At 69.2% G+C, this 18210-nt stretch carries 17 protein-coding genes; 11 read left to right on the forward strand and 6 right to left on the reverse strand.

Going from position 1 to position 18210, the window contains the following annotated elements:
* Positions 1-22 precede the first annotated feature (22 nt).
* From pbpC to GB880_RS02725, 4 genes are all read left to right on the forward strand, one after another.
* Entirely contained in the window at positions 23-2074 is a 2052-nt protein-coding gene (gene pbpC / locus GB880_RS02710; RefSeq protein ID WP_263467267.1) for a penicillin-binding protein 1C, read from the forward strand.
* 66 nt (positions 2075-2140) lie between these two features.
* Complete coding sequence (arfB, locus tag GB880_RS02715; RefSeq protein ID WP_154494342.1) at positions 2141-2572, forward strand: alternative ribosome rescue aminoacyl-tRNA hydrolase ArfB; 432 nt, start codon at positions 2141-2143, stop codon at positions 2570-2572.
* Positions 2569-3030: an NUDIX hydrolase gene (locus GB880_RS02720; protein ID WP_154494341.1), complete on the forward strand. Its 462-nt coding sequence runs from the start codon at positions 2569-2571 to the stop codon at positions 3028-3030. The genes arfB and GB880_RS02720 overlap by 4 nt, the downstream gene beginning before the upstream one ends.
* 9 nt (positions 3031-3039) lie before the next feature.
* On the forward strand, positions 3040-4485 hold the full coding sequence (locus GB880_RS02725; protein WP_154494340.1) for an inorganic phosphate transporter: 1446 nt from the start codon (positions 3040-3042) through the stop codon (positions 4483-4485).
* Between the two features lie 2 nt (positions 4486-4487).
* Here the strand turns inward: GB880_RS02725 and GB880_RS02730 are convergent, their stop codons facing one another.
* Complete coding sequence (locus tag GB880_RS02730) at positions 4488-6149, reverse strand: thiamine pyrophosphate-binding protein (protein WP_154550712.1); 1662 nt, start codon at positions 6147-6149, stop codon at positions 4488-4490.
* A gap of 135 nt (positions 6150-6284) precedes the next feature.
* Between GB880_RS02730 and smpB the strand changes: the two genes are divergently transcribed.
* From smpB to GB880_RS02745, 3 genes are all read left to right on the forward strand, one after another.
* Positions 6285-6755: an SsrA-binding protein SmpB gene (gene smpB, locus GB880_RS02735; RefSeq protein WP_154494339.1), complete on the forward strand. Its 471-nt coding sequence runs from the start codon at positions 6285-6287 to the stop codon at positions 6753-6755.
* A gap of 74 nt (positions 6756-6829) precedes the next feature.
* Positions 6830-7696, forward strand: a complete 867-nt coding sequence (gene sseA / locus GB880_RS02740; RefSeq protein WP_154494338.1) for a 3-mercaptopyruvate sulfurtransferase — start codon at positions 6830-6832, stop codon at positions 7694-7696.
* Complete coding sequence (locus tag GB880_RS02745; protein WP_154494337.1) at positions 7696-8880, forward strand: amino acid aminotransferase; 1185 nt, start codon at positions 7696-7698, stop codon at positions 8878-8880. The genes sseA and GB880_RS02745 overlap by 1 nt, the downstream gene beginning before the upstream one ends.
* Before the next feature lie 63 nt (positions 8881-8943).
* Here GB880_RS02745 and GB880_RS02750 read toward each other — a convergent pair whose 3' ends face one another.
* The 3 genes from GB880_RS02750 to ubiA all read right to left on the reverse strand — a co-directional run bounded on the left by GB880_RS02750 (position 8944) and on the right by ubiA (position 12613).
* Entirely contained in the window at positions 8944-9276 is a 333-nt protein-coding gene (locus tag GB880_RS02750) for a hypothetical protein (protein ID WP_154494336.1), read from the reverse strand.
* Positions 9277-9307: 31 nt separating this feature from the next.
* Entirely contained in the window at positions 9308-11536 is a 2229-nt protein-coding gene (locus GB880_RS02755) for an OmpA family protein (RefSeq protein WP_263467268.1), read from the reverse strand.
* Positions 11537-11656: 120 nt separating this feature from the next.
* Positions 11657-12613: a 4-hydroxybenzoate octaprenyltransferase gene (gene ubiA, locus GB880_RS02760; protein WP_229774662.1), complete on the reverse strand. Its 957-nt coding sequence runs from the start codon at positions 12611-12613 to the stop codon at positions 11657-11659.
* Between the two features lie 16 nt (positions 12614-12629).
* Here ubiA and GB880_RS02765 point away from each other — a divergent pair, with 16 nt between their 5' ends.
* Both GB880_RS02765 and GB880_RS02770 read left to right on the forward strand, forming a co-directional pair.
* Complete coding sequence (locus GB880_RS02765; RefSeq protein WP_154550597.1) at positions 12630-13364, forward strand: 16S rRNA (uracil(1498)-N(3))-methyltransferase; 735 nt, start codon at positions 12630-12632, stop codon at positions 13362-13364.
* Between the two features lie 223 nt (positions 13365-13587).
* Positions 13588-13782: a DUF1127 domain-containing protein gene (locus GB880_RS02770; protein WP_154493538.1), complete on the forward strand. Its 195-nt coding sequence runs from the start codon at positions 13588-13590 to the stop codon at positions 13780-13782.
* 104 nt (positions 13783-13886) lie between these two features.
* Here the strand turns inward: GB880_RS02770 and GB880_RS02775 are convergent, their stop codons facing one another.
* Positions 13887-14768, reverse strand: a complete 882-nt coding sequence (locus GB880_RS02775; RefSeq protein WP_154493517.1) for a 50S ribosomal protein L11 methyltransferase — start codon at positions 14766-14768, stop codon at positions 13887-13889.
* Positions 14769-15353, reverse strand: coding sequence for a peptide-methionine (S)-S-oxide reductase MsrA (gene msrA / locus GB880_RS02780; protein WP_154493518.1), 585 nt, complete (start codon positions 15351-15353; stop codon positions 14769-14771).
* 139 nt (positions 15354-15492) lie between these two features.
* On the opposite strand from msrA, the gene GB880_RS02785 reads away from it, so the two are divergent.
* Both GB880_RS02785 and GB880_RS02790 read left to right on the forward strand, forming a co-directional pair.
* Positions 15493-16500, forward strand: coding sequence for a P1 family peptidase (locus GB880_RS02785; RefSeq protein ID WP_263467269.1), 1008 nt, complete (start codon positions 15493-15495; stop codon positions 16498-16500).
* A gap of 237 nt (positions 16501-16737) precedes the next feature.
* Positions 16738-18210 (forward strand): NAD-dependent succinate-semialdehyde dehydrogenase, encoded by a 1473-nt coding sequence (locus GB880_RS02790; protein WP_154493520.1) that lies wholly within the window; start codon positions 16738-16740, stop codon positions 18208-18210.

Raw genomic sequence — 18210 nt, forward strand, 5'->3', positions numbered from 1 at the left:
GGCGATGGCGTAAGACAGGGGCATGAGCCCGCGCCGCCTTGCCCTGTCGCTGATGACCGCCGTCCTGGTCCTGGGGATCGGGGCCGGGGCGCGCGACCGGCTGGACGACTGGATCGCGGCCACCCCCCTGCCCCGGCTGCAAGTCGCGGTCGGCGCCGAGGTGCTGGCCCGCGACGGCAGCCTGCTGCGCGCCTTTCAGGTCGCCGACGGCCGCTGGCGGCTGGATGCCGGACCGGTCGACCCGCTGTTTCTGGACATGCTGATCCTGTGGGAGGATCGACGTTTTGCCCGCCACCCCGGCATTGATGCCCGCGCGCTTGTCCGGGCCGGCTGGCAGGCGCTGCGGCATCGCCGGGTGGTCTCGGGCGGCTCGACGCTGACCATGCAGGTGGCGCGCCTGCTCGAGGAAGGGCCGACCGGTCAGTGGCAGGGCAAGGCCCGGCAGATGCGGCTGGCGCTGGCGCTGGAGCGGCGGCTGAGCAAGGCGCAGATTCTCGACCTGTATCTGCGCCTTGCCCCCTATGGCGGCAATGTCGAGGGTATCCGCGCCGCCAGCCTGCAATGGTTCGGACAAGAGCCGCGCCGATTGTCGCCCGCGCAGGCGGCGCTGCTGGTGGCGCTGCCACAGGCCCCCGAATCGCGCCGGCCCGATCGTCACCCGGCGGCCGCGCAGGCGGCCCGCGACCGGGTTCTGGCGCGGGCGGCGGCCGCCGGGCTGATCCCTGCGGCCGAGGCGCGCGCGGCCATGGCCGAGCCGGTGCCGCGCCAGCGCCGCGCCTTGCCCGCGCTGGCCCCGCTGTTGGCGGCGCGGCTGCTGCGCGAACACCCCGGCGCCACCCGCATCGAAACCACCATCGACGCGCGACTGCAACGCCGCGCCCAGGATCTGGCCGCGCGCATCGCCCAGAGCGCCGGGCGGCGGCTGTCGGCGGCTGTGCTGCTGGCCGATCACCGCAGCGGCGAAATCCTGGCCGAGGTCGGGGCGGCGGACTGGACCGACAGCGCCTCGGCCGGATTCGTGGACATGACGCGGGCCTGGCGATCGCCCGGCTCGACGCTGAAACCCTTTGTCTATGGATTGGCCTTCGACCAGGGCCTGGCGCATCCCGAAACCCTGATCGAGGATCGACCCACCGCCTTCGGCCGCTGGCAGCCGCAGAATTTCGACCGCCATTTTCGCGGCACCGTCTCGCTGCGCAATGCCCTGATCTGGTCGCTGAACATTCCCGTGGTCAAGCTGGCCCAGGCCCTGGGGCCGAACCGCATCGCCCAGACGCTGGAACGCGGCGGCATCGCGCTGCGCCTGCCCGGGCAACGGCCGGGGCTCGCCGTGGTGCTGGGCGGCACCGGGGCAACCCTGCAAGGGCTGGCCCAGGGCTATGGCGCGCTGGCCCGCGGCGGGCATGGCATCACCCTGTCGGCGCTGCCCGGCGCCGCCCGGCCTTTGCCCGCGGCGATGTTCGGGCCGGTGGCCGCCTGGCAGGTCGGCCACATCCTGGCGCAGAACCCGGCGCCACAGGGCGCACGCCAGCGGCCCCTGGCCTACAAGACCGGCACCTCCTACGGGCACCGCGACGCGCTGGCCCTGGGCTATGACGGCGCGCATGTCGGCGCGGTGTGGCTGGGCCGGCCCGACGGCACCCCGGTGCCGGGCGCCTTCGGTGGCGATCTGGCCGCGCCGCTGCTGTTCGACCTGTTCGACATGGTGCCGCCCGCGTCGCTGCCCCCGCCGCCGCCGCAAACCCTGACCCTGCCCAACAGCGCCCTGCCGCTGCCGCTGCGCCGCTTTGCCGCGCCGGGCCAGGTCAGCGCGCTGGCGCGCCAGGCGCAGACCGCCGAACCGCTGGCGCTGGTCTATCCCCCCGACGGCGCCGAGATCGCCGCCCAGGGCCCGGTGATCGCCAAGGCGCGCGGCGGGCGCGGACCCTGGACCTTTCTGCTGAACGGCGTGCCGGCGGCGCTGGCGCAGCCGCGGCCCCAAGCCAGCCTGCCCCACCCAGGCCCCGGCTTTGCCGAGGTGACGGTGCTGGATGCCGACGGCGCCGCGGCCAGTGCGGCAATCCGGCTGCATTAGGGTTTTTTGCGCGGATCTGATTCCGTTGGGCTTTCATTGCCGGCGATTTGCGACATATTCGCAGCTATGCTGCGGATCAACGACACCCTGACCATAGCCGATTGGGAACTGTCCGAACAGTTCACCCGGTCGCAGGGCCCGGGCGGACAAAACGTGAACAAGGTCGAAACCGCGGTCGAGCTGCGCTTCGAGGCAGAGCGCTCGCCGCATCTGCCGGAACCGGTCAAGGCGCGGCTGAAACGGCTGGCGGGGCGACGCTGGACGCAGGATGGCGCGCTGCTGATCCGGGCCGAGGACACCCGCAGCCAGGCACGCAACCGCGAACTGGCGCGGGAACGGCTGGCCGAGCTGATCCGCCAGGCGCTGGTGGCGCCGCGCAAACGCATCGCCACCCGCCCCACCCTGGGCAGCCAGCGCCGCCGCCTGGCCGGAAAGACCCAGCGGGGCGTGGTGAAATCGCTGCGCGGCCGCGTTCGCGACCCCGAGGACGGCGCATGATCGCCGCCTTCCGCGACCAGCTTGGCCGGCTGCTGGGCCGCCGCCCGCCCGAGATGCAGGTGGCCGCGCTGTGCCGCAACCCGGCGACGGGCGATGTGCTGCTGATCACCAGTCGCGGCACCGGGCGCTGGGTGCTGCCAAAGGGCTGGCCCATGCCGGGGCGCAGCCTGGCCGATGCCGCCCTGCAAGAGGCCTGGGAAGAGGCCGGCGTCCGCGGTCGCGTGCGGCAGGACGAAATCGGCCGCTATCATTACGACAAGGTCCAGGACCGTGGCTTTGCCATCCCGGTCGAGGTGCGGATCTTTGCCGTCGATGTTGACTCGCTGGGTCAGGATTTCCGCGAAGCGGCCGAACGCAGTCGACGCTGGTTTCCCCCCGATGAGGCCGCGAAGCTGGTCGCCGAAAGCGGCTTGCAGCAATTGCTGCGCAGCCTGCCCGCCGGGCAAGGCCAGGCTTGAGGCCGGATCATGGCGCGCGACCCCTACAGCTTCAGAACCCTCGACAAGGATCTGCGCCGCATGACCCTTGCGGAACATGCGACGCTGCACTCGACGCGCCCGGTGCTGCGCCTTGGGATCGCGCTGATCTTCATGGCGGCCGCCGGATACGGTGCCAGCGCGGTCTTTGTCGGACAGCCGACTTTCGGCATCCTTGCCGCGACGGTGGCGGTTGCCGCCTATCTGGCGCTGTCGATCGGGGCCAATGACGTCTCGAACGCGCTCAGCCCCGCCGTCGGTGCCGGCGCCATCGGCATGACCGCCGGCCTGTGCCTGGTCGCCAGCATGGAGGTCTTGGGCGCAGTGATCGCTGGTCAGGCCGTCACCCGCACCCTGACCCAGGGTCTGGTCGGCGATGCCCTGGGCCAGGGCGAGGCGACGGCGCGGATGATGCTGGCGGCGCTGATGGCCGCGGGCGGGTTCATCACCCTGGCCACCTGGCTCGATGCCCCCGTCAGCACCACCCATTCGGTGGTGGGCGCAATTGCCGGCGCCAGCCTTGCCAGTTTCGGGGTGCAGGCGGTGAACTGGCCTGCGCTTGGGCTGATCGCGGTGGGCTGGATTGCCTCGCCGCTGATTTCGGGGACGCTGGCCGCACTGCTGCTGGCGGCGCTGCGCCGGCTGGTGATGCAGAGGCCAGATCGCGTCGCGGCCGCGCGAATCTGGCTGCCGGCGATGGTGGCGCTGGCCGGCGCGATGCTGGGCGCGGTCGGCGCCCTGGCCTGGCATGACCTGCAACCCGGCCGCATCGTCACCATCGCCCTGGTGGCGGCCCTGGCCGGGGGCATCTATGCCAGGCTGAGGCTTGATCGGGACATTCGTGCCAATCGCGGCGAAAAACTGGCGGTCAAGCGGCTGCTGGCGGTGCCGCTGGTGGCGGCGGCGGCGGTGATGGGATTTGCCCATGGTGCCAACGACACCTCGAACGTGGCAGCGCCACTGGGCATCGTTCTGGACAGCCTGTCGACCCGTGGCGCCCCGCTGGAGGAAGGTCGCCTGGGGCTGCTGCTGGGAGGATGCGGTATCGCGCTGGGGGTGCTGCTGTTCGGCCGGCGTCTGGTGCATATGGTGGGCAGCAAGATCACACGCCTGAACCCTGCGCGGGGGCTGTGCGTGGCCATGGCCACCGCCACCACCGTGCTGGGCTTCTCGGCCCTGGGCCTGCCGGTATCGACCACCCATATCGCCGTGGGCGGCGTCTTTGGCATCGGCTTTTACCGCGAATGGCTGGGCCGACGTCAGGCCCAGCCCCAGGACGAGGACGAAGATGTCTCCCTGCCCGCCGAGGAACGTCGCCGCCGTCATCTGGTGCGGCGGTCCTACATGCGGATGATTCTTGGCGCCTGGCTGGTCACCGTTCCTGCCGCCGCCGCGCTGGCGGCGCTGCTGGTTTGGATCAGCGGGATCCCGGCTTAGGCTCAGGCGCGCAACTGTCCGGCCAGGCCGGCGGCCCGGATTTCCGCCAGTGTCGCCGTCGAGGACAGCGCCTCGGGATCCAGCACCAGTTCGATCAGCGCCAGGCGGCCCGCGTCAAGGGCGCGCTGAAAGGCGGGGCCGAAATCGGCCTGGCGCGTCACCCGCTCGCCATGGCCGCCATAGGCGCGGGCCAGCGCCGCGAAATCGGGGTTGCTCAGGTCGGTTCCCGATACCCGGCCCGGGTAGCTGCGTTCCTGGTGCATGCGGATGGTGCCATAGCGGCCATTGTTGGCCACCAGCACGATCACCGCGGCGCCGGTCTGTGCCGCGGTGGCCAGCTCGTTCACCGTCATCTGCACACAGCCGTCGCCCGCCACGCACACCACCGTCGCCTGCGGCTGTTCCAGCTTGGCCGCGATCGCCGCCGGCAGGCCATAGCCCATAGTCCCCGAGGTCGGGGCCAGCTGGCTGCCGAAACGGCGATAACGGAAATATCGATGCAGAAAACCGGCGTAATTGCCGGCGCCATTGGTCAGGATTGCCTGTTCGGGCAGGTGATCGGCCAGCCAGGCGACGACCGCCTCCATCCGCAGGTCGCCGGGGGTGGGGCGCGGGCGCTGCCAGTCCTCATAGGCGCGGCGCAGCCCTGCGGTCCAGTCGTCCCAGCGGCGCGGCGCGGGCAACGCCGCCAGCCCCGCCACCACCCGGCGCGGATCGGCGACAAGGCCCGGATCGGGCCGCCACAGGTGGCCCAGTTCGTCCGGGTCGGGATGGACATGGATCACCCGCGCATGCGGGTGCGCGGGGTCCATCAGTTCATATCCGCGGGTCAGGGTATCGCCCAGGCGCGAGCCCAGGGACAAGATGCAGTCGGCCTGCGCCAGCGCCTGGCCCAGAGCGGGGTTCATGCCCACGCCCAGATCGCCCACATAGTTCGGATGGGCGTTGTCCATGTGCCCCTGGCGACGAAAGGGCACCGCGACCGGCAGGCCCCAGTTGCCGGCAAGGATCGCCAAATCCTCGGCCGCGCGCTGCGACCACAGACTGCCCCCCGGCACCACCAGCGGCCGGCTGGCACCGGCGAGGGCATCGGCGATGGCCTGCAAGGACTGCGGCGCCACCGCATCCAGCGCCTTCGCGGGCGGGAGAATGTCGGGCACCTCGGCGCGGGCGCTCAGCATGTCCTCGGGCAGGGCCAGCACCACCGGCCCCGGCCGCCCCGAGACCGCCAGGTGAAAGGCCCGCGACAGGTATTCGGGCAGCCGCTCGGTCTGGTCGACCTGGGCCACCCATTTGGCGATGGACCCGAACATGGCGCGGTAATCGACCTCCTGGAAGGCCTCGCGGTCGCGGTCGGCGCGGGCGATCTGGCCCACGAACAGGATCATCGGCGTCGAATCCTGGCGCGCGACATGGACGCCGGCGCTGGCATTGGTGGCACCGGGGCCGCGGGTGACCAGCGCGATGCCCGGCCGGCCGGTCAGCTTGCCCTGCGCCTCGGCCATCATGGCGGCGGCGCCTTCATGCCGGCAGACCACGTTCTGGATGCCGGATCCCCACAGCCCGTCCAGCACCGCCAGAAAGCTTTCGCCCGGCACGGAGAACACCCGCCCGACGCCATTGGCCTTCAGCGCATCGACCAGAATCTGCCCGCCATGCCGCATCCCGATACCCCCTTGCCTGCGGTGCCCCACCCCCAAGGCGTAGCCGGCGGCGCCCGGACTGGCAACGCGCGATCGCCCGCCCGGGCGCGGCCGCGACTTTACTTTGACGCGCCGCGATCCTATCTGTGCCCGATCATGGCCGCGAAATCCGATCCCAAATCCAAGATCATCGCCGAAAACCGCCGGGCGCGTTTCGACTATTTCATCGAAAGCGATCTCGAGGCGGGCATCGTGCTGACCGGGTCCGAGGTGAAAAGCCTGCGCACCGGACAGTCGAACATCGCCGAAAGCTATGCCTCGATCGAGAACGGCGAATTGTGGCTGATCAACGGCTATATCGCCGCCTACAAGCAGGCCGGCGTCTTTGGCCACGAGGAACGGCGCCGGCGCAAGCTGCTGGTGTCGCGCAAGGAACTGTCGCGCCTGTGGCAGGCCGTGGGCCGCGAGGGCATGACCCTGGTGCCGCTGGTGATGTATTTCAACGACCGCGGCCGGGTAAAGCTGAAGATCGGCGTCGCCAAGGGCAAGAAGGTTGCCGACAAGCGCGAAACCGCGGCCAAACGCGACTGGAACCGGCAGAAACAGCGCCTGCTGAAGCAGGGCTGACCGCAGCGGCCATTGCAGCCCTGTCCGTGTCCGGTTACATCGGATGCGTCTTTTTGGCGGCAGGGAGAGGGCCGATGTCCCGGACGAGCGATTCCGACGATCCCAAGGTGCTGGTATCTACCGCATGGCTGGCCGCCCATCTGGGCGATCCCGACCTGCGCATCCTGGACGCAACATGGTTTCTGGACCCTGACCGCGATGCCCGCGCCGAATACATGCAGGCGCATATCCCCGGCGCGCGTTTCTTCGACCTTGACGAGATCAGCGACAAGCGCAGCGATCTGCCGCATATGGCGCCGCAGCCGGAACTGTTCATCAGCCGGATGCGCGCCATGGGGATCGGTGACGGCCATCAGGTGGTGGTCTATGACAATTCGCCGCTGCATTCGGCCGCACGGGTGTGGTGGACCTTTCGGCTGATGGGCAAGCAGGACGTGGCGGTCCTGGACGGCGGGCTGGCAAAATGGCTGGCCGAGGAACGCGAGGTCGAGGACATGCCCCCCGTGATGCGCGACCGTCACATCACCGTGTCGCGGCAGGCGGCGCTGGTGCGCGATGTCACCCAGGTCGCCGCCGCCAGCAAGCTGGGCGATTACGAGATCGTCGATGCCCGCAGCCCCGAACGCTTTCGCGGCGAGGCGCCCGAGCCGCGCCCCGGTCTGCGCGCCGGCCATATCCCGGGATCGCGCAACCTGCCGTTTGACCGGCTTTATCGTGATGACGGAACGCTGAAATCCCCCGACGAATTGCGCGCCGCCTTCGAGGCCGCCGGCGTAGATCTTTCCAAGCCCATCATCACCACCTGCGGATCAGGTGTGACGGCCGCCTCGCTGTTTCTGGCGCTGGAGCGGATCGGGCACCGGGATCATTCTCTCTACGATGGAAGCTGGGCCGAATGGGGCAGCTTCCCTGATCTTAAAATCGCAACCGGAGACGCGTAATGCTGGGCAATCTGAAGCCGCAGGCCCCTGACAAGATCCTGGCCCTTATGGGCGAATTCAAGGCCGATCCCCGCCAAGGCAAGATCGACCTTGGCGTCGGGGTCTACAAGGATGCAAACGGCCATACGCCCATCATGCGCGCCGTGCTGGCCGCCGAAAAGCGGATGCTGGAAACCGAAACGACCAAAAGCTACGCGGGCCTGGCCGGCGAGCCCGATTTCCAGCAGGCCATGGGCGGTCTGATCCTGGGCGACGACTACAAGCCCGAAACCACCGCAGCCCTGGCCACCGTGGGCGGCACCGGCGCCATCCGTCAGGCGCTGGAACTGGCGCGCATGGCCAATCCCGACCTGCGGGTGTTCGTGTCGAACCCCACCTGGCCCAATCACGTCTCGATCATGAACTTCATGGGCGTGCCGGTCGTGGAATACCGTTACTTCGACGCCACCACCCGCGGCGTCGATTTCGAGGGGATGAAGGCCGATATCTCGGCGGCGAAAAAGGGCGACCTGGTGCTGCTGCATGGCTGCTGCCACAACCCGACCGGCGCCAACCTGACGCTGGAGCAATGGGCCGAGGTCGCGGATATCCTGGAAAAGACCGGGGCCATGCCGCTGATCGACCTGGCCTATCAGGGTTTCGGCGACGGGCTGGAAGAGGATGCCGCGGGAACGCGCCTGATCGCCGGCCGCCTGCCCGAGGTTCTGATTGCCGCTTCGTGCAGCAAGAACTTCGGCATCTATCGCGAGCGCACCGGCTGCCTGCTGGCGCTGTGCCCGGATGCGACAACCCGTGAACTGGCCCAGGGGGCGATGGCCTTCCTGAACCGCCAGACCTATTCCTTCCCGCCCTTTCACGGGGCCAAGATCGTGTCGACGGTGCTGAACACGCCGGAACTGCGCGCCGACTGGATGGCCGAACTTGAAGCCGTGCGCGGCGGCATGCTGGGGCTGCGCGCGCAACTGGCGCAGGAATTGCGCGACCTGTCGGGATCGGACCGGTTCGATTTCGTCGGCCAGCACCGCGGCATGTTCTCGCGCCTGGGGGCGAGCCCCGAACAGGTCCAGCGCATCAAGGACGAATTCGGCATCTACATGGTGGGCGATTCGCGCATCAACATCGCCGGCCTGAACCAGACCACGATCCCGGTCCTGGCCCGCGCCATCATCGAAGCCGGCGTCTGAGCCCCCGCCGAACGACCTTGCGACCGCCGGGCACGGACCCGGCGGTCTTTTGCTGTCGGCCGCTCAGGTCCTGCGCGCCAGCTTGCGATCGATATAAGCGCGCAGCTCCTCGATCTCGGTCAGGCTTTCGCGCAACTCTCCCTGAACCGCGCGCAATTCCGCTTCGGCGGTGGACAGACGCGCGACCAGATCCGCTTCGCGCTCTTCCAGTTCGGATATGGCCCGATCGCGCGCCTCTTCGGCGTCGTGCAGCTGCTGGGCCAGGCTTTCCAGCTCGTCCATCTCGGCGCGGGTGACGCGGGACAGGCGGTGGATCAGCCAGCTGGCAAACCAGCCCAGCAGAAAGGCAGCAAACAGGATGATCGCGGTGGCGACGATGAATTCCGTGCGGTTCATGCGGGCGGCTTTCTGGCCTTGGGGTTGCGGATCAGGGTGAGGGGCGGGGCTGCGGGCGAAGATCACGCAGGGCCTCGCGCGCGGGGCGGGTCGCCGCCTCGATCGCGGCAGGGGTCAGCGCCCGGGTCACGGCAGCACTGGCGGCGGCACCGGCCGAAACACCCGTCGCGGCCGGGGCAAGGCTGGCCGTCAGCAGCGGCTGGACCGCCGCCCGCGCCGCGGCCAGTTCCGGCAATGCCGCGCGTTCGGCCGCCTGGGTGGCGGCCTGAGCCGCATCGACCTGGGGCAACAGGCTGGCCGCTGGCCGCGTCGCCGCACGCCGGATCTGTGCCGGATCGCCGGGCAGCCCCAACGCCGGGGCCACCGCGCCGGTCGCGGCCAGGCTGGCCGACTGCGCGGCGCGCGCGGCCAGCACCTCGGGCGGATCGGTGACACCGCTGACCACCATGGGCGCGGCCGGCGCCTCGACCACCACCGGGTCATCGGCCAGCAGCAGGAACTCGATGCGGCGGTTTGCCTCGCGCCCGGCTTCGGTGTCGTTTTCAGCTATCGGACGGCTTTCGCCATAGCCGCGCACGGTCATGTTGCCGACATCGATCCCCGCCCCCTGCATCGCCGCCATCACCGCCTGGGCGCGCGCGCGCGACAATTCGGCATTGAACGCCTCGGAGCCCTGGGAGTCGGTATGGCCGCCGATCTCGATGCGGAAATCGGCGCATTGGCGCATGGTTTCGGCGAGCCGCTCCAGAACCGGCTGCGGATCGCCGGCGATCACCGCGCGGTTCGGCTCGAATCCGATTTCGGATTCCTGCATGATCGCATTCAGCCGGTCGACACATTCGGCGCCGTTGGGCAGGCCCAGCGCCGGGTCCAGACGGCGGTCATAGCGGATCGCCAGCTCGTAACGCGCGCCCGGACCCAGGCGCTGCGCCAGCCGCGCCGCCACCATGTCCGAGGCAGTCTGCTGGCCCGAGACCCCGCTGATGCGTACCAGATCGGGGGTCACACGGGCATTGCCGCGATCAAGCACCTGCAATGCCTCGATGGCGGCGATGGCGCGCAGTGTCCAGCCGGAAGGCACCTCGGAATCGCTGCGCAGCGCGCTGTCCACATGATCGAAACGCGCCCGCGCCAGGCTTTCGACGGCCTGGCGCATGCGCTCGTCGCCGATGCGCCCGCGCAGCGACACCCCGCCGGCATCGGAAAGCGCCGTGAACTCGGCAGGACCGGCGACAGCGGCGCTGAGCTTTTCGTGTTCCGATTCAAGCGTGAACCCGGCTGGCAGCGATGCCTGCAGACGCCCCACCACCTCGTCGAAGCGGTCTGCGGGCACATCCGCGGGGGCAAACAAGGCCACCTGGCTGTCCGAAAGCGTGACCGAACCCGCGCCCAGACTGCTCACCGCCTCGATCGCGGCGACGGCCGCATCGGCCCAGCGCGCGGAAGGTGCGCCCAGTGCCAGCGTGCATTGTGCCTGTTCGGGGCTGCCCGCCAGGCGGCCCGCGGACAGGATGCGTTCGGCGTCCTGGGCACTGTCGGCGGCGCAGGCATCAAAGCGCGTGCCGGTCGCGTCCTTGACGAAACGCAGGGTGAAGGGCGCGATCACCGGGCGGGGGGCGCTGATGTCGGCGGTCAGTGCGACCTCGCGCGGACGCAGCCGGTTCAGCGCCGCCTCAAGTGCGCGCTGATCCTCGGGGCTGTCAGCCAGGGCCCGCACCGTAACCGCGCCGGCGGCAATGGAAATCTTGGCTCGCGGTGCCAGCTGCGCGGCGCGCAGGCCAAAGCCATAGGCGGCCTCCCACCCGTCCGGCACCGGATAGTCGGCGGCCTCCAGCAGGTCGGACACCTGCTTGACCCCGGGCTGGCGCTGCAACCGCTCGACCAGCGCCTGGCGATCCAGTCCGGCCGGCACCAGGCCGATGATCGAGACCTCGTCGCCACTGCGCAACAGCTCGATCTCGAAGGCGGGGGTGGCCAGGGCGGCTGCCGCAGCCACCTGCATGTCGTCAACGACCCGTCCGGCGTCCACCACGGCAGCGGCGCTGCTGCGGGCGCGGAAACGTTGCAGCTCGTTGGGCGCGGTGCCCGAGAGCCGCACCCGCAGCCCGTCGGTCGTCACCTCGGCCCAGGGATAGTCCGCCAACGCCGCCCGCACATCCGCAGCCGAGCGGGTCTCGATGAAATCGGCGGCAGCGCGGGCTGCCAGGAACGAACCGCCACATGCCAGCGCAAGCGCAAGCGCACCGGCCCACACTGCCATGTTGCCGCGCCCTGATTGCCGCCTTTCCTGCCGCCCGGATTTCCGGGGATGGGCCATCGAAGGATCCTTCAGGCTGTTTTTCGACCCGCCGCATGTAAGGGCTGCGGGCCGATTGCGCAATCATGCCACGGCGGCAAGGGCAAGAAACAGCGCAAACAGCAGCCCCGCGTCGCGGTTGCTGCGAAACAGCCGCAGGCAGGCGGCACTGTCGGCGATGTCCAGCCGCGACCATTGCCAGCCCAGATGCGCGCCGAAGCCGGCAACCCCCAGCAGGCCAAGCGCCAGCCCCAAGCCCTGCGCACCCGTGGCCAGCACCGCCAGCGCCAGCAGCAGCACCGCACCCAGGCCAAAGCCCGCCAGCCATTGCGGCGTGCGCGCGCCAAACAGCCGCGCCGTGGACTTGACGCCGATCAGCGCGTCGTCCTCGCTGTCTTGATGGGCATAGATGGTGTCGTAAAACACCGTCCAGCAGATCCCGGCCAGATAGGCCAGCACCGGTGCCGGCGCCAGGTTGCCGGCATGCGCAGCCCAGGCCAGCAGCACGCCCCAGTTGAATGCCAGACCCAGGAACAGCTGCGGCCACCAGGTGAAGCGCTTGGCAAAGGGATAGACCGCGACCAGCGCCAGCGAGGCGATGCCCAGCCCGATCGCCGTGGCCCCCAGCGTCAGCAGGATCACCAGCCCCGCCAGCGCCTGCGCCACCAGCCAAAGCAACGCCCCCCGCACCGTCACCTGCCCCGAGGGCAGCGGCCGCGAACGTGTCCGCGCGACCTGGGCATCGAAATCCCGGTCCGTGATATCGTTCCAGGTGCAACCCGCCCCGCGCATGACCGCTGCACCCAGCGTGCAGGCCAGCGCGATCCAAAGGTCGCGCCATGTCGGGCGATCGGCCAGCATCGCCAGCCCGATCCCCCACCAGCAGGGCAGCAGCAGCAGCCAGGTGCCGATGGGGCGGTCGGCGCGCGACATGCGCAGCCATGGGCGCCAGCCCGCGGGCGCGTGGCGGTCCACCCAGTTGTCGGGCGGCGCGTCGGCCACGCGAGGCGCGGCCTCTGGCATCCGGCGGTCGGTCTGCATTATCCTGCGCCCCATCATGGCGAAAATCAGACTGTTCATAGATCACCCGCTGGACCGGGGACAAGCCGTCCCCCTGAATGCCGATCAGGCGCATTACCTGGGCACGGTCATGCGCCAGGCGCCCGGGGCGCAATTCCTGGCCTTCAACGGCCGCGACGGCGAATGGCGGCTGACGATCACCGAACTGGGCCGGCGCGGCGGCACGGCCCAGGCGCAGGAACCGACCGCCCCGCAGCTGGATCCGCCCGACCTTTGGCTGCTGTTTGCCCCGATCAAGAAGGCGCGCACCGATTTCATCGTCGAAAAGGCCGCCGAGATGGGCGTGGCCCGCATCCAGCCCGTGCAGACCGACCATACCAATGCCGAACGCATCCGCCAGGACAGGTTGCAGGCCCATGCCGTCGAGGCGGCCGAACAATGCGGCGGCACCTTTGTGCCGCCGGTGGCCGAACTGGTCGCGCTGTCGCGGCTGCTGGACAGCTGGCCCGCCGACCGCCGCATCCTGTGGGCGGACGAGGCGCTGGCCGGGCCGGCGCAGGTGCTGTCCGGGCTGCAGCGCGGGCCCTGGGCCATCCTGATCGGCCCCGAGGGCGGCTGGTCCGAGCCCGAACGCGCCCGGCTGGCGTCGATGCCGCAGGTCACCCCCATCGCCTTGGGGCCGCGCATCCTGCGCGCCGACACTGCGGCCGTGGCGTCACTGGCCCTGTGGCAGGCGGCGCTGGGGGACTGGACCGTGGCGGGCGGCGGCTAGGGGCGCAAGCTTCTTGCGCCGAACCGGGCGCCGGCAGCAGCTTCTGCGGCGCCGCGCCGAAAATTGACCGGTTGACGGAAAAATCAATCTGTCACTGACCCTTATGCAGATGCTGCATGGCAGCATTGCCCGGGCGGACGTGGTTTTTTCGCCCTGCGCGATCTATATGCTTGAGCATCAACACAACGCCCAGAATTTGGGCAAATGCTTCAAGGTGAATGTTATGTCGGCGATTGACACGAACCGCGTGCTGAGCGGGGCGGGCTCTTTCGGAATTTTCTCGCGCATCCGTGCGGCCGTGGTGGCCTGGAACGAAGCGCGCGTGACCCGCAACGCGCTGAGCCGCCTGTCGGACCGTGAACTGGATGATATCGGCCTGTGCCGTGCGGACATCGATCAGGTGGCACGCGGCCGCTGATCGGCCCAGCGCCGGGGGCGGTTAGAACCAGCCCCATCAGGAAACAGGCGGCCCATCAAGGCCGCCTTTCCAATTTTGCGGGATGTCCGGCCGGGATTGCGCCACTAGCCCGCCATTTGCGGGCGCGTCACGACCAATGTGGACCACTCGCCCAGGTCATCGCGCTGTTCCAGTGTGAAACCGCCAGCGACATAGGCCGCGATCACCTCATCGGCCTGGGTGGTCAGAATCCCCGACAGGATCGCACGCCCCCCCGGCGCGACATGGCGCGCCATGTCCGGCACCAGATCGATCAGAGGCTGTTTCAAAATATTGGCAAATATCAGATCGAAGGGGGCCGCGCCTTCGATCAGCGGATGATCGAAGCCCACCGCCTCGACACATTCCACGCGGCCGTCAAGCCCGTTGGCAAGAACATTGGCCCGCGCGACATCCACCGCCTGCGGGTCGATGTCGCCCGCCAGCACCATCACCGGAAACGCCCGCGCCGCCGCCATGGCCAGAACCGCGGTGCCGCAGCCAATATCGACGATGCGCTGCGGCTGGATGCCCTGACCGATCAACCGGTCCAGTGCCAACAGGCAGCCCCTGGTGGTGTTGTGATGGCCGGTGCCAAAGGCCATGGCTGCCTCGATCAGCAGCGATTCCGCGCCCGGCGGCACGCGATCGGCGTCATGGCTGCCATGGACGAAGAAGCGCCCGGCCTCGACCGGGGCCAGTTCGCGGCGCACATGCGCGACCCAGTCCACCTCGGGCAATTCCGAGACGGAAAACGGCTCGGCCCCCCAGGCGGCAGCCAGCAGCGCCAGGCCGATGTCGTCGGGGGCCTCGGTGAAATACAGTCCCACCTCCCAGCGGTTCGAGCCGTCCTCGATCTCGAACACACCTGTGCCCACCGGCGGCGGGGTCAGATCCTCGCCCGCCTCGGCCAGGGCTTCGGCTGCCTCGCGGCCGCGGGTGTGGGTCAAAGCGGTCCAGGTCGGCATTCAGTGCTCCTCGGCGATGTCGGCGGCATGGGCCTGGATGCCGGTGCCGCGCAGCGCGCAATAGCCGTCGGGGTAGCGGTCAAGATATTGCTGGTGATCCTCATGCGCGGGCCAGAACGGGCCGGCGGGCACGATCTCGGTAGTGATCCGGCCATAGCCGCCGACCGCCAGACGGTTGCCATAATCGGTGCGGCTGGCTTCGGCCGCGGCCTTCTGGCTGTCGTTGAAATACATGATGAGCGAGCGATATTGCGAGCCGACGTCATTGCCCTGCCGGTTGCCCTGGGTCGGGTCGTGGTTTTCCCAGAACAGCTGCAAAAGTCGCTCATAGCTGATGCGCGAACTGTCGTAGATCAGATGCACCACCTCGGCATGGCCGGTGTTGCCGGCGCAGACCTGCTTGTAGGTGGGATTCTCGACAGAGCCGCCGGCAAAGCCGACCTGGGTCAGCCAGACCCCGTCCTGCTGCCAGAACAGCCGCTCGACCCCCCAGTAACAGCCCATGCCGAAGATGGCCTGGTCGAAGCCCTTGGGCGGTTCGCTGTCCAGCGGCCGGTGAAAGATGCGATGGATAGGGGCAGTCATGGCGGCGTCCTCATGCAGATGCTTGCTTCCTAGCTAGGCAAGGCGGGGCGCTGGTGCAACGCCGGAATGCGGCGCGGGGTTGCGCGGACCCCGCCGCGGGTGCCAGACTGCGCCCGGCATTTGCAATGCAAGGACCGCCATGCGCCCTGGCCCCCGCAACCTGATCACCGATATCGCCGGCCTGCGCGTCGGCAATGCCCAGGACGAGCGGCTGCGGTCGGGGGTGACGGTGCTGACCGGCCCGGGTCCGCTGGCCTGCGCGGTCCAGATCATGGGCGGCGCCCCCGGCACGCGCGAGACCGCGCTGCTTGCCCCCGACAAGCTGGTGTCGGGTGTGGATGCGCTGGTGCTGTCGGGGGGGTCGGCCTTCGGTCTGGCGGCCTGCGACGGGGTCAGCGCAGCGCTGCGCGCCGAAGGTCGTGGTTTTGCCGTCGGGCCGGTGCGGGTGCCGATCGTGCCCGGGGCCATCGTTTTCGACCTGCTGAACGGCGGCGACAAGGATTGGCGCGAAAACCCCTATCCGGCGCTGGGACGCGCGGCCTATGCCGCGGCCAGCACCGATTTCGCGCTAGGCAGCCATGGCGCCGGCACCGGGGCGCTGACCCATGACTGGAAAGGCGGGCTGGGCTCGGCCTCGGCGGTGCTCGACTGCGGCATCGGCATCGGCGCGCTGGTGGTCATCAATGCGCTGGGGTCTGTGACCACCGCCGACGGCCGCCATTTCTGGGCCGCCCCCTGGGAAATGGCGGCCGAGTTCGGCGGCCTCGGGCCCGCCATGACCGCCGATCCGGGGGCCGAGCCGGCGCTGGCCAAGCGGCTGGGCGAGGCGACGACCATCGCGATCGTGGCCACCGATGCCGCGCTGGACAAGGCGGCTTTGACCCGACTTGCCACTGCCGCCCATGACGGCATGGCACGCGCCATCGTGCCCAGCCACACGCCGCTGGATGGCGACCTGGTGTTTGCGGTCTCGACCGGGGCGCGGGCGCTGCCCGATGCGGTCGAATCGTCCTTTCTGCTGGGCCATGCGGCGGCCTGCGTGCTGGCCCGCGCCATTGCCCGCGGCGTCCATGCCGCAAGCCCGCGCCCCGGCGACCTGCAGCCCTGCTGGCGCGAGGCCATGGGGGGCAAGGCCCCCCGCGGCTGAGCGCCCCCTCGATGGGGGCCGAAGCCGCAGCCCGCAGAAACGAAAAAGGGGCGGCGCGAGAGAGATCCGCCGCCCCAGTGATTACACGCCAAGAGGGAAAACCTGACGATACCCCCCCAACGCCCCGACAGCCGTTCGGGTTCATCACATTTGCCGTGAGCGGCCACCGCAGCCCGCTCTTGCCATGCAACCGCAAAAGCGCAAGCCTGCGCACAATGCGACAACAGGAGAAGCCACATGACCCGGCACGCCACCGATCTGAAAATGCTGCTCAAGGATCCGTCCCTGCTGGAAACCCGCGCCTATGTCGCCGGTAAATGGATCGAGGCGGATGACGGCGCGACCTTCCCCGTCACCAACCCCGCGCGCGGCGATGTCATCGCCCATGTCGCCGACCTGTCGCGGGTCGAGGTCGCGCGCGCCATCGCCGCCGCCGCCACTGCCATGCGCGACTGGTCGGCGCGCACCGCCAAGGAACGCGCCCAGGTCATGCGGCGCTGGTTCGACCTGATGATGGAAAACCAGGACGATCTTGGCCGCATCCTGACCGCCGAACAGGGCAAGCCCCTGCCCGAAGCCAAGGGCGAGATCGCCTATGGCGCCAGTTTCATCGAGTGGTTCGGCGAAGAGGCCAAGCGCATCTATGGCGAAACCATCCCCGGACATCAGCCCGACAAGAGATTGACGGTCATCCGCCAGCCGATCGGGGTGGTCGCATCGATCACGCCGTGGAACTTCCCAAATGCGATGATCACCCGCAAATGCGGGCCCGCCATCGCTGCCGGCTGCGGTTTCGTCGGCCGTCCGGCGGCGGAAACGCCGCTGTCGGCCCTGGCGCTGGCGGTGCTGGCCGAGCGCGCCGGCGTGCCGCCGGGGCTGTTCAGCATCGTCACCTCGTCGCGCTCGTCCGATATCGGCAAGGAGTTCTGCGAAAACCCGCTGATCCGCAAGCTGACCTTCACCGGCTCGACCGAGGTGGGCCGCATCCTGTTGCGTCAGGCCGCCGACCAGGTGCTGAAATGCAGCATGGAACTGGGCGGCAACGCGCCCTTCATCGTCTTTGACGACGCCGATCTGGATGCGGCGGTCGAAGGGGCGATGGCCTCGAAATTCCGCAACAACGGCCAGACCTGCGTCTGCGCCAATCGCATCTATGTGCAAGCGGGCGTCTATGACGAATTCGCGCGCAAGCTGGCCGCTGCGGTCGACAAGCTGCGGGTGGGCGACGGCCTGGCCGAAGGCGTGACCACAGGGCCGCTGATCAACGAGGATGCCGTCGACAAGGTCCAGGAACACATCCAGGATGCGCTGGCCTCGGGTGCGCAGGTGATCACCGGCGGCAACCGCAAGCAGGGTCTGTTCTTCGAGCCCACGGTCATGACCGGCATCACCGACGACATGAAGGTCGCCAGCGAGGAAACCTTTGGCCCGCTGGCGCCGCTGTTCCGGTTCGAGACCGAGGCCGAGGCGATCGAACGCGCCAATGCCACCATCTTCGGTCTGGCAGCCTATTTCTACGCCCGCGACATCGGCCGCATCACCCGCGTGCAAGAGGGGCTGGAATACGGCATCGTCGGCGTGAACACCGGCATCATCTCGACCGAGGTGGCCCCTTTTGGCGGGGTCAAGCAGTCGGGTCTTGGCCGCGAAGGCAGCCGCCACGGCATCGAGGATTACCTGGAAATGAAATACATTTGCCTGAGCATCTGA

Origin of the sequence: Paracoccus sp. SMMA_5_TC (genome assembly GCF_009696685.2) — a bacterium.
In the GTDB taxonomy this organism is placed as follows: Bacteria; Pseudomonadota; Alphaproteobacteria; order Rhodobacterales; family Rhodobacteraceae; genus Paracoccus.

Coding starts and splice junctions, on each gene's coding strand:
- pbpC (WP_263467267.1), top strand. CDS start 23: ATGAGCCCGCGCCGCCTTGCCCTGTCGCTGATGACCGCCGTCCTGGTC.
- arfB (WP_154494342.1), top strand. CDS start 2,141: ATGCTGCGGATCAACGACACCCTGACCATAGCCGATTGGGAACTGTCC.
- GB880_RS02720 (WP_154494341.1), top strand. CDS start 2,569: ATGATCGCCGCCTTCCGCGACCAGCTTGGCCGGCTGCTGGGCCGCCGC.
- GB880_RS02725 (WP_154494340.1), top strand. CDS start 3,040: ATGGCGCGCGACCCCTACAGCTTCAGAACCCTCGACAAGGATCTGCGC.
- GB880_RS02730 (WP_154550712.1), bottom strand. CDS start 6,149: ATGCGGCATGGCGGGCAGATTCTGGTCGATGCGCTGAAGGCCAATGGC.
- smpB (WP_154494339.1), top strand. CDS start 6,285: ATGGCCGCGAAATCCGATCCCAAATCCAAGATCATCGCCGAAAACCGC.
- sseA (WP_154494338.1), top strand. CDS start 6,830: ATGTCCCGGACGAGCGATTCCGACGATCCCAAGGTGCTGGTATCTACC.
- GB880_RS02745 (WP_154494337.1), top strand. CDS start 7,696: ATGCTGGGCAATCTGAAGCCGCAGGCCCCTGACAAGATCCTGGCCCTT.
- GB880_RS02750 (WP_154494336.1), bottom strand. CDS start 9,276: ATGAACCGCACGGAATTCATCGTCGCCACCGCGATCATCCTGTTTGCT.
- GB880_RS02755 (WP_263467268.1), bottom strand. CDS start 11,536: ATGGCAGTGTGGGCCGGTGCGCTTGCGCTTGCGCTGGCATGTGGCGGT.
- ubiA (WP_229774662.1), bottom strand. CDS start 12,613: ATGCAGACCGACCGCCGGATGCCAGAGGCCGCGCCTCGCGTGGCCGAC.
- GB880_RS02765 (WP_154550597.1), top strand. CDS start 12,630: ATGGCGAAAATCAGACTGTTCATAGATCACCCGCTGGACCGGGGACAA.
- GB880_RS02770 (WP_154493538.1), top strand. CDS start 13,588: ATGTCGGCGATTGACACGAACCGCGTGCTGAGCGGGGCGGGCTCTTTC.
- GB880_RS02775 (WP_154493517.1), bottom strand. CDS start 14,768: ATGCCGACCTGGACCGCTTTGACCCACACCCGCGGCCGCGAGGCAGCC.
- msrA (WP_154493518.1), bottom strand. CDS start 15,353: ATGACTGCCCCTATCCATCGCATCTTTCACCGGCCGCTGGACAGCGAA.
- GB880_RS02785 (WP_263467269.1), top strand. CDS start 15,493: ATGCGCCCTGGCCCCCGCAACCTGATCACCGATATCGCCGGCCTGCGC.
- GB880_RS02790 (WP_154493520.1), top strand. CDS start 16,738: ATGACCCGGCACGCCACCGATCTGAAAATGCTGCTCAAGGATCCGTCC.